This window comes from Dialister micraerophilus DSM 19965 (assembly GCF_000194985.1).
Lineage (GTDB): Bacteria > Bacillota > Negativicutes > Veillonellales > Dialisteraceae > Dialister > Dialister micraerophilus.
This window is the reverse complement of the sequence record NZ_GL878519.1, coordinates 665,570-678,686: the sequence shown is the minus strand read 5'-3', so window position 1 is coordinate 678,686 and position 13,117 is coordinate 665,570. Positions and strand designations below refer to the sequence as shown.

Below are 13,117 nucleotides of genomic sequence, written 5' to 3'. Positions count from 1 at the left end.
GTAATTGTTGGATGTAAATGAATTTGACTCTATGAAGATAGGCATCGCCTCTCCGGAAAAGATTCTTGAATGGTCTCACGGAGAAGTTACCAAGCCGGAAACAATCAACTACCGTACACTCAAAGCTGAAGCGGACGGACTTTTCTGCGAAAAGATTTTCGGACCGACAAAAGATTGGGAATGTAAGTGCGGTAAGTATAAGAAGATGCGTTACAAGGGTACGATCTGCGACAAGTGCGGCGTGGAAGTTACAAGTTCCAAAGTTCGTCGTGAACGCATGGGACATATCAGCCTTGCGTGTCCGGTATCGCATATTTGGTATTTCAAAGGTACACCGAGCCGTATCGGATTGATTTTGGATATTTCTCCACGTCAATTGGAACGTGTACTTTATTTCGCGGCTTATATCGTTTTGGACAAGGGTACAACAAACCTTGAAGAAAAACAGATTTTGAATGAACAGGAATATCAAGAAGCCGTTCAGATGTACGGAAGAGGCTCTTTCAAAGCTCAAATGGGAGCCGAAGCCGTACAGGCATTGCTCCGCAGACTTGATTTGCACAAATTGGAAGCGGAACTTAAAGATGAAGTAATAAACGGAAGCGGTCAGCGTAAAATCAGAAGCATTCGCCGTTTGGAAGAAGTGGAAGCATTCATTTACTCCGAAAATAAACCGGAATGGATGATTATGAATGTACTTCCGGTAATTCCTCCGGATTTGCGTCCTATGGTTCAATTGGACGGCGGTCGTTTTGCAACAAGCGATTTGAATGACCTTTACCGCAGAGTTATAAATAGAAATAACAGATTGAAACGTTTGCTCGGACTCGGCGCACCTGAAATCATCATTCGTAACGAAAAACGTATGCTTCAGGAAGCTGTAGACGCATTAATCGACAACGGCCGCAGAGGACGTGCCGTAAGCGGTCCGGGAAACAGACCTTTGAAATCTCTCTCGGATATGCTCAAAGGTAAGCAAGGACGTTTCCGTCAGAACCTTTTGGGTAAACGTGTAGACTACTCGGGACGTTCCGTTATCGTTGTAGGACCGGAACTCAAGATGTACCAATGCGGTCTGCCCAAAGAAATGGCAATCGAACTTTTCAAACCGTTCATCATGCATGAACTCATTGAAAGAGGAGTTGCCGGAAATCTGAAAATTGCCCGTAAAAAAGTAGATAAACTCGCTCCGGAAGTTTGGGATATTTTGGACGATGTAATCAAGGAACATCCGGTACTTTTGAACCGTGCTCCTACATTGCACCGTTTAGGTATTCAAGCATTCGAACCGATACTTTGGGAAGGAAGAGCAATCAAGCTTCATCCGCTCGTATGTCCGGGATATAATGCGGACTTTGACGGAGACCAGATGGCGTGCCACTTGCCGCTTTCGGTAGAAGCTCAAGCGGAAGCAAGAACATTGATGCTTTCCATCAACAACATTCTGTCCACAAAAGACGGAAAACCGGTTGCAATTCCGTCTCAGGATATGATTTTGGGATCATACTATCTCACAATCACAAATGAAAGTCCGGAAGAAGAAGCTGCTTTGGATCCGCGTACGTTACACGCATTCACCGGCTATGACGAAGTAATGACGGCATATGCGTTGAAAGACGTAGGAATACATGAATTCATTCTGGTAAGAATACCGGGACACGGAAAAGTAGTTACAACACCGGGTCGTTTGATATTCAACTTTGCAATTGCCGAACCTCTCCGTTTCTACTACAAGAGAAGTGACGGATACGAAGGTCTGGGAATTACAATCGACAAAAAGAAAATGGGTAAACTTGTAAATGATTGCTTCAAGAAACTCGGCTTTACAAAAACCGGCGAACTCTTGGACAGCATCAAGGCCCTCGGATTCCATTATGCATTGGTATCCGGTATTTCAATCGGTATCAATGACGTAGCGGTTCCGGAAAGCAAGAACGAAATACTTGCCGACAGCGACAAGCTTGTAGAAAAAGTAAAGAACTACTACAGAAGAGGTTTAATGACCGAAGAAGAACGTTACAAACGTGTAGTTGCAATATGGAGTAAAGCAACCGATCTTGTAGGTGCGGCAATGAAAGAATCCATGAAGAAATTCAACCCGCTTACGATGATGGCACAATCCGGTGCCCGTGGTAACGACAACCAGATTCGTCAGCTTGCAGGTATGCGTGGGCTTATCGCCGACACATCCGGTAAGACTGTAGAACTTCCGGTTAAAGCAAACTTCCGTGAAGGACTTACCGTATTGGACTACTTTACATCTTCACACGGTGCCAGAAAAGGACTTGCAGATACGGCGCTCCGTACTGCAGACTCCGGATACCTCACACGTCGTCTTGTAGACGTATCACAAGACGTTATCGTACGTGAAGAAGACTGCGACATAAAAGTATTGAACTTCGACAAAGAATTCAAAAACATCGCAATCGAAAAGAACTCCAAGAAAGTAATGGAAGAAATACGTGAAACCTTAATCGGTACAATCACACAGGAAGATATTTGCGATCCTCGTACAAAAGACGTGCTTATAGTAAAAGGCAAAGCACTCGACATGGAAGACACATACATTATTCAGCGTGCATTGGTAAATCAAATCTCCGTCTTGAAACAAGGTGAAGACGGAACATCCGAAATCAAGGATATAGATTTGGGAACAAGCGGAATAATTGAAGAATACAAGAAAGCGATGAATCACAGACTTCACGCAAACTATGTAGGTAAAAAACTTGAAAGTGCCGTATACGACAAAAAAGGAAAACTCGTAATCGGCAGCGGAAGCGTCATCACAGACGAAATCGCAGACACACTTCTCGATGCAAATATATCGGAAATCCGTGTACGCATGGAACAATCCGAAGGCGTAGAAGTAAAGAAGATAGTGGAAACGGGTGCATTGATCGAATCCCTTGCAGACCGTATTACCGGACGTTGTCCGCTTGAAAACGTAATCAATCCGGAAACGGGCGAAGTATTGGCCAAGAAGAATGAAGAAATCAGCGACGACGTAGCGGAAGAAATTGAAAAACACTATGACTCGCTCGTTGTACGCTCCGTTCTTACCTGCCATGCGGAACAAGGTGTATGTGCAAAATGTTACGGACGAAACCTTGCAACCGGTCGCCACGTTGAAATCGGAGAAGCGGTCGGAATTATTGCGGCACAATCAATCGGTGAACCCGGTACACAGCTTACAATGCGTACCTTCCACACCGGCGGTGTTGCATCTGCAGAAGATATCACACAAGGTTTGCCGCGTGTAGAAGAATTGTTCGAAGCACGTAAACCGAAAGGAAATGCAATTATATCGACAATTTCCGGTACAGTTGAAATTTCCGAATCCGAAGACAATGCAAATGTAAAAGTTGTAACCGTAACAAACGAAGAATCATCCGACAGCTACAAGATACCGTTCGGAAAGAGAATTTCCGTAAAAGACGGAGAAGAAATCAAAGCCGGAACACGTTTGATAGAAGGTAACGTAAACCCGCACGACATACTCAAAGTACTCGGTGTACAAGCAACACAAAACTACATCGTAAAAGAAGTACAAAAAGTATATCGTTCACAAGGTGTAGAAATTAATGACAAGCACATAGAAGTCATCGTACATCAGATGCTCAGAAAGATAAAAATTATCGACTCGGGCGACTCGAAATGGCTTCCGGGCGAAGTAGTCGACACTGTCGCATACCGTAGAGAAAACAACCGACTCGAAGACGAAGGAAAAGCAAAAGTACAAGGCGAAAACCTGCTCTTGGGAACAACCAAAGCGGCACTTGCAACAGACTCCTTCCTCTCGGCGGCATCATTCCAGGAAACGACAAGAGTACTCACCGAAGCGGCAATCAAAGGAAAAGAAGATCCGCTCTTGGGCTTGAAAGAAAACGTTATCATCGGTAAACTTATACCGGCAGGAACGGGAATGGCGAAATATCGCAAACTCGAACTTGAACGAAAAGACAAAAAAACCGTTCAACCGTTTGAAGAATAATGAAACAAAACCGAATTCTTATAAAAGGAATTCGGTTTTTTTCTTGTATAAATTTCATATAAACCTTACAATATAAAAGGAAAGATATAATTTGGAAATATATAATTTGGAAATATAATTTGCGCCGTTTCTCATAATAATGCCGACAAGTGCGGCACTTAATACTATATACATGGAAAATCTATTTTAAAATACAAAAATTACAAATACAAACGATAAAAGACGGTGACAAATATTTATCCGAAAAAGTAAAATTATCTGAAGTCATGTGGTATAAAACGCCAACTCAAAATGTACAACATAAGGAGTACAATATGAATTTGAAAAAAATATTTTATACCGTAATCTGTCTTGCATTTACCGTGTCGATAACTGTCGGAGCATCATTCAAAACGATTACGGAAAAAATATCGAACGACTTTTATAAATACGAAGAAGATGTGACACTCGGAGAACTTGAATTCGACAAAGAAACATACAATTACACCTCCGGCGAACTTATAGGACAAGACGAGCGGCACAAAATATTTACCTGCGGACACATTCTGCAAACGCAACTTTCCGAAAAAGACAAAAAAGAAATCGCTCCGTTTTTCAGAATGAATCTCACAAAAGACCAATGGCTCGAACTGTCGAAATTCAATGTTTCGATAATGAAAGACGGAAAAAATTTCGGAGAAATCGCACGAAATATATTGACGGTGAAATCGAAAGACGAAAACGAAAAGAATTTTTACGAAAACGCAAAAATAAATTTAAAAGAAATCGAACCGGTACGAAAAATAAATTCCGGCAAAAAATACATATACATCTCGGGAGGTATATTCGACTTTGAAAATGAAGGCAAGAAACTTCCCATTTACATGAAAATTTATATATATCCGGAAAAAGACGATATGAAAGTTGTAATTTTAGTTGCGAAAGCTGAGGAAAAATCTTTACTTTTATACGCATTCGACAATGTTGTACTGCGCATGGCAAACGGTGAATAATCTCAAGAAAAGAGGACACTATGATACAAAGAATTTACGTAAGAAAGAAAAAACAATACAGACAAGCGGAAGAAAGATTGAAACTGAAACTTGAAGAAATAATCAAAGGGAAAATCGAAAGTGCAGGAATTTACAACCGTTATGAAGTGGAAGGTATAACGGAAGAAGAATTTGTAAAAGCGACCGCAACGATATTCTCGGAACCGCCGGTAGACAATATTTATAAAGACGCACCGAAAGGAAATATAATTATCGGCGTGGAAACACTTCCCGAACAATTCGATCAACGTGCGGACTCGGCAAAACAATGCGTTACCGTACTTACCGGAAAAGATGATGTAGCGGTACGATATGCCGCAATATATGCACTTTGCGGAAACTTCAAAAAAGGCGATCGTGAAAAAATCGTAAAATTCCTTATAAATCCGGCAGAATGTAAAGAAGTCGATCTCGGTATTTCAGAAGACTTTGAAATAAAAGAAAGCGAAGAAAAAACCTCATCCGTTATAGAAGGATTTACATTCATGAGTTCGGGAGAACTTCAGACACTCGGAGAAAATTTGAACTTGGTAATGAACATCGGAGATTTGAAATTTATCGCCGAATACTTCAAATCACGTGAACACAGAGATCCCACGATAACCGAACTTCTGATTTTGGATACATTCTGGTCGGATCATATACGTCATACGACATTCAAAACCAACGTGAAAAATATAGAAATTCAAGACGGAAAATACACGCAACCCATAAAAGAAGCATTTGACGCATACTTGGATATGCAAGAAGAAGTATACGGGAAAAACAGAAAACATCCGATAACATTCATGGACATGGCGACATTACCCATGAAAGCACTTCAAAAAGAAGGCAAACTCGAGAGGCTTGAAATAACGAAAGAAGTAAATGCCGCCGGAATAAGAACGGATGTCGAAGTGGACGGAAAAAACGAAAAGTGGATAATGTTTTTCAAAAATGAAACACACAACCATTTAACGGAAATAGACCCGTTCGGCGGAGCCGCAACTTGTCTCGGAGGATGCATACGAGACCCGCTTTCGGGACGTGCATACGTATATCAGGCGATGAGAGTAAGCGGCGCCGGAGATCCTCATGCACCGTTTGAAAAAACACTTGAAGGCAAGCTCCCTCAAATGAAAATCGTCACCGAATCCGCAAAAGGATTCAGTTCATACGGAAACCAAATCGGAATTACGGCAGGACAAGCACAGGAATACTACCATGACGGATTTATAGCAAAAAGACTTGAAGCCGGAGCGGTAATTGCTGCAACGAAAGAAAAAGACATTATATTTGAAAAGCCGAAAGAAGGAGATCTCGTCATACTTCTGGGCGGACGAACCGGACGTGACGGAATGGGCGGAGCAACCGGCTCATCGGCAAAACGTGATAGCAAAAAAATAAAAGACTTTTCATCACAAGTACAAAAGGGAAATCCTCTTACCGAACGTAAAATACAATGTCTGTTCAGAAGAAAAGAAGTAACGAAACTCATAAAGAAATGCAATGACTTCGGCGGCGGCGGAATTGCGGTAGCCGTAGGTGAACTTGCGGACGGAGTATACATCAATCTCGACATGGTGCAAAAGAAGTACGAAGGACTGTCGGGAACGGAACTCGCACTTGCCGAATCACAGGAACGTATGGCGGTAGTAGTCGACAGAAAAAATGCACAACAATTCATAAAATACGCAGGAGAAGAAAACCTTGAAGCATCCGTCATAGCGGAAATCACCGACAGTCACAGACTTGTAATACATATGAAAGGTGAAATTATAGCCGACCTTTCAAAAGATTTCATAAATACAAGCGGCACAAGGTACTGTCGAAACGCAAAAATAATTGACGCAAAAGAAAACGGATATTTCAAAACAAAAAATATAAAAGACATCAAAAAAACATGGATAGACTCCATGAGCGAACTGAACAACGCATCGCAACAAGGTATGGCGGAACATTTCGACTCGACAATAGGAGCTAATACGGTCATAATGCCTTTCGGCGGAAAATACCAAAAAACACCCGCTGACGGCAGCATTGTAAAAATACCGTTGGTAAAAGGTACGACCGACACGGCAAGTTACATGACACACGGATACGACCCCTATCTTGCAAGCTGGAGTCCGTTCCACGGAGCGGCATATGCAATTCTCCTTGCACTCACGAAACTCACTACATTGGGAAGCAACTGGAGAAATGCACACCTCACATTGCAAGAATACTTCAAAAAACTTACAAGCGAACAAGACTGGGGAACTCCGGCAGCGGCACTCTTGGGTGCATTTTACATGGAAAAAGAACTCGGCATAGCATCTCTCGGCGGAAAAGACTCCATGAGCGGAACCTATGACGACATACACGTACCGCCGACACTCATCGCATTTGCGGTAAACATCGGAAAAGCATCCGAAGCGGTAACACAGGAAATAAAAAAAGAAGGAAACGCACTCGTACTCTTCAAACAAACAAGAAAACAAGACGAAATGCCCGACCTTGAAATATTCAAAAAACATGCCGACTTCATTTACAAAGAAGTACAAAAAGGAAATATACAATCCATGAAAGCGGTAGATGCCGGCGGAATTGCGGTAACACTTGCGAAAATGGCATTCGGAAACCGTATCGGAGCAAAACTTACGGATGAAATAAAAGCGGAAGAATACTTCACGAACTCATACGGCTCTATAATTGTCGAAACCGACAATGAAAACGCAAAAAGATACTTGCAAGAAGAAGAAACCGTACTGCTCGGAACTGCAAAAGCTGGAATATTTGAAATCGGAACTGAAAAAATAACACTCGAAGAACTTCAAACTTCATACGAAAAAACGATGAACGATATTTTCCCGCAATATGCAAAAGACGAGAAAAAAGACGTACCGGAACTTCCCGAAAATGAAACTAAGTACAAAGCGAATATAAAAATACACACGGAAAAACCTCAAGTATTTATACCCGTAATGCCCGGCACGAACTGCGAAGTTGACGTGGCAAGAGCATTTGAAAAAGCGGGAGGTAAAACCGATACATTCATACTAAGAAACAGAGATGCAAAAGAACTCAAAGAATCCGTAAAAGAAATCGCAAACCGTATACGAAAAGCACAAATAGTAATGTTCCCCGGAGGATTTTCAGCCGGAGACGAACCGGACGGCAGCGGAAAATTCATAGCGGCAGTATTCAGAAACACACTCATAGAAGAAGCATTCGAAGAACTTCTGCACAAACGTGACGGACTGGTACTGGGAATATGCAACGGATTTCAAGCCATAATAAAACTCGGACTTGTACCCTACGGAGAATTCAAACCGCTCAGCGAAAATGCACCCACACTCACATTCAACACCATAGGACGACACGTATCCAAGTATGTAACCACCAAAATAGTATCCGTAAAATCACCGTGGCTCTCACTCTGCAAAGTCGGAGAACTCCACAACATAGCGATAAGTCACGGAGAAGGGCGACTGGTAGCTTCAAAAGAACAAGTACTCGAATGGGCGAAAAACGGACAAATCGCAACACAATACACCGACCTTGAAGGAAAAGCCACATACGACCCCGTATACAATCCGAACGGATCCGTATATGCGATAGAAGGACTTACAAGCAAAGACGGAAGAGTACTGGGAAAAATGGGACACAGTGAAAGATGCGGAACGAACATTGCAAAAAACATAACAGGCAAAAAATATCAACCGATATTTGAAAGCGGAATAAAATATTTCAAAGGATAAAAATATGAAAAAAACTGTAAAACGTTGGAAATTCAAAGCAGGAAAGAAAAACAGTACAACCGTACTCGGCTCGGCATTTGCAGGCTCACTCATACTTACGGCACTCGTAATCTCGATGCTTGTAGCAAATATTTCACCCGAAACGGCAGTAAAAATGTCGGAAAACTCAATCACCGGATTTATGTATGCCGGCGCAATAATCGGAATGCCCGCCATAATAGTGTGCGTAGTTGTAATGCGACAACTTAAAAAAATATACATAGTCGACTACAAAATAGAAACTGACGGAAAAGAACTCGTAGTAATGTACGAAAACAAAAGAATAAAACTTCCGCGCGAAGGAATGAAAACCAAGTATCGTGAAAAACGAAAAGGCGGACGTGCGCAAATCGGAGAACTTTTCATACAAAGCGAAGGAAAAACATACAGCATAATAGGAAGATGCGACATATTCGGAAAAAGCAAAGAAATCGATCTCGCAACAATGCGGCGCATAGCGGAAACAATCGGCTGAAAATTATTGAAGATATTCAAACGAGTATCTTCAATTTTTTTGAAACCGACACAACGAAATAAATATTTCTTTCTTGAACTTCATACAACGAAGTAAATATTTCAGTGTATAATCGAAGAAAGGAGAAAAAATGAAAATAAAAACAAATATAAAAGACACAAAAATCGCATACAAAGCACTCCAAGACTACCTGATTTACAGAAAAAGCGAAAAAGACATAATTGCGCACTCCACACAAATAATACTCACCGAAAACGCAAAAATTAAAACGGGAGAAACACAAGAAATACAAGGAATAAAAATAATCGGAACATACCCGAAAATGAAAACACAAACGATATACAAAGCATACATGGAAGGTCGACCCATAGCCGGAGGCGCCGAACTCCTCGTAAAAAACGGGAAAATATACATATACGAAAAAGAAGACGAAGAAAAAACCGATGATCTTAAACTTCCCGAAAACATAATAAACGAAGTCATGACGGACAAAGAAATAGAAGAAAAATACGAAGTAAATGCAAAACAATTCAAAAACGACATATCGGAAATAAAAGAAACGGAAAAACACGAATACAAAAACACAATACTATTGACAAAAAACGCAATCGTGACACTGTATAAAAAAGAAAAAACAAAAATCGAAACCGAAATCAATCCGCTCCTGTTCATACTCACTACACAAGAAGCGGGATACATATGGAACAAAAATCCGCAAGAAGTACGAGCATCGGCAATAGGTTCCGGACATAGAAACGCACGACTTGTCGAAGGAAAAGACTGCAGAAAAAGCGGCAAAACATGGCTCATTACGACAGAAGCAATGTATAGACTCTTCGGAATGCCCGACACACAAAAAATAAAAAAATATTATGAACGATTTGCAAATACAGCAACGAAAAACCGAAACTGTGAAAATCATAAATAAAATCATCTAAAGTCCGATGAAATACAGAAACGCATTTAAAAATAATTTAATATCAAACAATAAAAAACATAAATTTGAACAGGACGAAAAAAAGGACTATATTTAATATGTAATACAAGGTGTATTAAAGTGTTTGATACTACAGGAGGCATATTATGTCAGTAGAAGTAAGAGCTATAAAAGAGGAAGATATTGCACAAGCATGGGAACTCATGAAAGGCTTGGCGATATTTGAAGATTACATAGGAACATTTGTGATAACTCCCGAACTCGTAAAACAGAAAATGTTCAAAGAAAAAGTTGCAAATTGTCTTGTGGCGGATGTAGACGGAGAAATAGCCGGCATACTCGTGTACTTCTTCCAACAATATACGGCACAAAACAAACCGTACATGCACATGAAAGAACTCTTCGTAAAAGAAGGATTCCGTGGACAGAAAATCGGAACGAAACTCATTCAAAAAGCAAAAGAAGTGGCAAAAGAACATGGCTGCTGGAATATAAAGTGGACAGTTGCAGACTGGAATACTAAAGCAAAAGAATTCTACAAAAAGCAAGGTGCAGAAGAAGATCGTGTATGGCTCAACTACGCAATCAAAATAGATTGATGAGCATAAAAATTTATAGAATACAAAAAACATTTCGGAAAAGTTTCGAGATGTTTTTTTTGCATATAAAAAAATTTGCAGAAAAATATGGAAATATAATGATGTTCTTACCATAGACCTGGACGAAACCAGTTACAAAAAGACCACTGACGGCCATGAAATTCTTGAACTTGTAGCGGTTGAAAAATTGGCGGACGGCACCTGCACCTATACCTATGTATATGACAGAATCGCAGGCACTATCCAGGTAAAGGAAATGGAAAAATCCACCAAAAAACTGCATTACAAGAGTAACTTCTCTCCAGCTTCCGTCAATTCCACGAACCCCGTCATTTGCGAACGGGCCCGCATGGCAGAAGCTGTTTACCGGAGAAAAGTCAATAAAGTAAAATAATATGGATATATCTTTTGAAGAAACGAAAGGGGATTTACTGCACTTTATCAGTAAATCCCCTTTCGTTTTTCATGCGGTCCGTTATATCAAAGCAGCCCTTCTCTATGCAGGATTCACGGAAATCCGTGAAGAAGATTCCTGGCAAATTAAGCGGGGCGGAAAATATGTAGTCACAAGAAACGGTTCTGCCCTGATTGCCTTTTCCGTTCCCGAAGACGGAGACAATACTTTTAAAATCACTGCCGCACACTGTGATTCGCCTACTTTCAAGATTAAAGAAAATCCTGAGATGCGGGACGGCAAATACACCCGTCTCAATGTAGAAGGCTATGGCGGAATGATTATGAGTACCTGGCTTGACCGCCCTCTTTCCGTAGTAGGACGTCTGTTTGTAAAAGATAACAGGCAAATTATTTCCAAGCTGGTATCTCTTGACCATCCGACGCTTTTGATTCCGTCCGTGGCCATTCACATGGACAGGACCGTCAACAGCGGACATGCCTGGAATATACAGAATGATTTATTGCCTACGCTTCCGCTTCATCCAGTTCTTTCACATAGGGTTTTATGTCAATCAGGCTGCTTCCGTCAACGGCATCCAGCCCGATTACAAAAAGCCTGTTCTTTTCCCGCCTTACCAGCTTGACCACGCATAAATTGATGGGATTCGGCCGGCGCGGCGAACGGCAGGCAAATACGCCGTAAGGTTCCTTTGCCCAGGGCGGCACTGTTTGCAGGGTCGTGCGGTCAGCTTCGTGGGCAAAATATAAAACCACATAATATCTCCTTTCATCCACATGAAGCAGTGCTGCTTCATAAGCTGGAAAGATTTCAATCTCACAAGATTTATCAGAAAACTTTCCCTGCCGCGGTGCTTCTTTTACTGTTTTGTAAGGACTGTGTATTTTCCCTATTTCTTTTAATTCCATTCTTCCTCCTTAAGTCAAATAGAAATCATTACTAAATTGCAATATTAAATCGGACATTCACTCAGAAAAATTATGTAGCGGATGAAAGTCGAGCAATCTGCTCCTTGAAAAGTTCTTCGTATTCTGGTACAGCACTTATGTCCTTCCCTTTGGGAATGAAGCGGCGTACCGGGGAGTTATGCTTCTCATTTGTTCTACGCTCCCCTGAGGAATATGGATAGGCAAAATGGACTTTTCCTTCCTTAAATAATTCGCTTAAACCACTTAACTCACTTCCGTTGTCTCTGGTAATACTCCGGTCATGTAGACGAGTTGTCCTGTATCAGCAAAGTATCTCTTGTAGTATGTCAGGTCACTGCGCATCTGGTCTACAGTACCGTGTTTCAACTCTTCGTATAGGGTAGAACGAGCAATCCCAACTTGCTTTGCAATATGGATTTTGGAAATTCTTTGTTCTATAAGAGCCTGGATTTGCCAGCGCTGATAAGGCGTCAAGTGCTGGAAAGAACGTTTCTTTGTGTTAGAATGCTGTTGAGACATGCAGGATACCCCTTTCAGCAGATATATTGGTCAAATTCATATTACTGCAGGTTTTCTTGCTTGTATTTTTATGTGTCCGATTTCATTTTACAACTAACCAAAATATAATTTGCTCACACAGAGTGAGAAAAGCATGTTGTTTTTCCCGAAAACTAAGTGGAAATTTTACGAAATAATGGTTTCATCCGAAGCTCCTTCTCGTTGAATTTTTATTTAATTATAACATAAAAATAAAAAAAGGAACTACATACAAAATATAGTTGTATAAAAATAGAGAAATACTAGTTGCAGTATGTGCGATAAAAAGAAGTGAAATGAGTAGAAATATAAGCAAAAAAAAGCTTGACGAAAAAAACTATAAGTGATATTATTTCTTTTGTCGTCACTCGACGGCATGAATCGGTAAAAAAACGAGTTGACAGAAAATGTCAAAAGTGTTATACTGATTAAGTCGCATGAAGAG

At 40.8% G+C, this 13,117-nt stretch carries 9 protein-coding genes and 1 pseudogene; 7 read left to right on the top strand and 3 right to left on the bottom strand.

Annotated features, from left to right (window positions below; genetic code table 11):
* The first annotated feature begins 4 nt into the window (after positions 1-4).
* The 7 genes from rpoC to HMPREF9083_RS06290 all read left to right on the top strand — a co-directional run bounded on the left by rpoC (position 5) and on the right by HMPREF9083_RS06290 (position 11,831).
* Positions 5-3,991 (top strand): DNA-directed RNA polymerase subunit beta', encoded by a 3,987-nt coding sequence (gene rpoC, locus HMPREF9083_RS03205; RefSeq protein WP_035062639.1) that lies wholly within the window; start codon positions 5-7, stop codon positions 3,989-3,991.
* A gap of 314 nt (positions 3,992-4,305) precedes the next feature.
* Positions 4,306-4,983, top strand: coding sequence for a hypothetical protein (locus HMPREF9083_RS03200; RefSeq protein ID WP_155800592.1), 678 nt, complete (start codon positions 4,306-4,308; stop codon positions 4,981-4,983).
* Between the two features lie 20 nt (positions 4,984-5,003).
* Positions 5,004-8,741 carry a phosphoribosylformylglycinamidine synthase gene (locus HMPREF9083_RS03195; RefSeq protein ID WP_007555955.1) on the top strand — a complete coding sequence of 1,246 codons (3,738 nt, stop codon included), beginning with the start codon at positions 5,004-5,006 and terminating at the stop codon, positions 8,739-8,741.
* Positions 8,742-8,745: 4 nt separating this feature from the next.
* Entirely contained in the window at positions 8,746-9,255 is a 510-nt protein-coding gene (locus HMPREF9083_RS03190) for a hypothetical protein (RefSeq protein ID WP_007555954.1), read from the top strand.
* A 130-nt stretch (positions 9,256-9,385) separates the two neighbouring features.
* On the top strand, positions 9,386-10,183 hold the full coding sequence (locus HMPREF9083_RS03185; RefSeq protein WP_007555953.1) for a helix-turn-helix domain-containing protein: 798 nt from the start codon (positions 9,386-9,388) through the stop codon (positions 10,181-10,183).
* 155 nt (positions 10,184-10,338) lie between these two features.
* The gene (locus HMPREF9083_RS03180) at positions 10,339-10,791 is read left to right on the top strand and encodes a GNAT family N-acetyltransferase (protein ID WP_007555952.1); all 453 of its coding nucleotides are present in this window, start codon (positions 10,339-10,341) and stop codon (positions 10,789-10,791) included.
* Positions 10,792-11,186: 395 nt separating this feature from the next.
* Positions 11,187-11,831 (top strand): zinc-binding metallopeptidase family protein, encoded by a 645-nt coding sequence (locus HMPREF9083_RS06290; RefSeq protein WP_007555950.1) that lies wholly within the window; start codon positions 11,187-11,189, stop codon positions 11,829-11,831.
* Here HMPREF9083_RS06290 and tsaA read toward each other — a convergent pair.
* The 3 genes and pseudogenes from tsaA to HMPREF9083_RS06680 form a co-directional block, all read right to left on the bottom strand.
* Complete coding sequence (tsaA, locus tag HMPREF9083_RS03170) at positions 11,713-12,114, bottom strand: tRNA (N6-threonylcarbamoyladenosine(37)-N6)-methyltransferase TrmO (RefSeq protein WP_007555949.1); 402 nt, start codon at positions 12,112-12,114, stop codon at positions 11,713-11,715. The two genes, HMPREF9083_RS06290 and tsaA, sit on opposite strands and share 119 nt — an antisense overlap.
* A 133-nt stretch (positions 12,115-12,247) precedes the next feature.
* Positions 12,248-12,412: pseudogene (locus HMPREF9083_RS06785) on the bottom strand (IS30 family transposase); the annotation flags it as partial.
* The gene (locus tag HMPREF9083_RS06680) at positions 12,379-12,654 is read right to left on the bottom strand and encodes a helix-turn-helix domain-containing protein (protein WP_007555948.1); all 276 of its coding nucleotides are present in this window, start codon (positions 12,652-12,654) and stop codon (positions 12,379-12,381) included. The pseudogene HMPREF9083_RS06785 and the gene HMPREF9083_RS06680, both read right to left, overlap by 34 nt.
* Between the last annotated feature and the right edge of the window lie 463 nt (positions 12,655-13,117).

Excerpts from the sequence above, each read along its gene's own strand:
- HMPREF9083_RS03200 (WP_155800592.1), top strand. The coding sequence starts at position 4,306 with ATGAATTTGAAAAAAATATTTTATACCGTAATCTGTCTTGCATTTACC.
- HMPREF9083_RS03195 (WP_007555955.1), top strand. The coding sequence starts at position 5,004 with ATGATACAAAGAATTTACGTAAGAAAGAAAAAACAATACAGACAAGCG.
- HMPREF9083_RS03190 (WP_007555954.1), top strand. The coding sequence starts at position 8,746 with ATGAAAAAAACTGTAAAACGTTGGAAATTCAAAGCAGGAAAGAAAAAC.
- HMPREF9083_RS03185 (WP_007555953.1), top strand. The coding sequence starts at position 9,386 with ATGAAAATAAAAACAAATATAAAAGACACAAAAATCGCATACAAAGCA.
- HMPREF9083_RS03180 (WP_007555952.1), top strand. The coding sequence starts at position 10,339 with ATGTCAGTAGAAGTAAGAGCTATAAAAGAGGAAGATATTGCACAAGCA.
- HMPREF9083_RS06290 (WP_007555950.1), top strand. The coding sequence starts at position 11,187 with ATGGATATATCTTTTGAAGAAACGAAAGGGGATTTACTGCACTTTATC.
- tsaA (WP_007555949.1), bottom strand. The coding sequence starts at position 12,114 with ATGGAATTAAAAGAAATAGGGAAAATACACAGTCCTTACAAAACAGTA.
- HMPREF9083_RS06680 (WP_007555948.1), bottom strand. The coding sequence starts at position 12,654 with ATGTCTCAACAGCATTCTAACACAAAGAAACGTTCTTTCCAGCACTTG.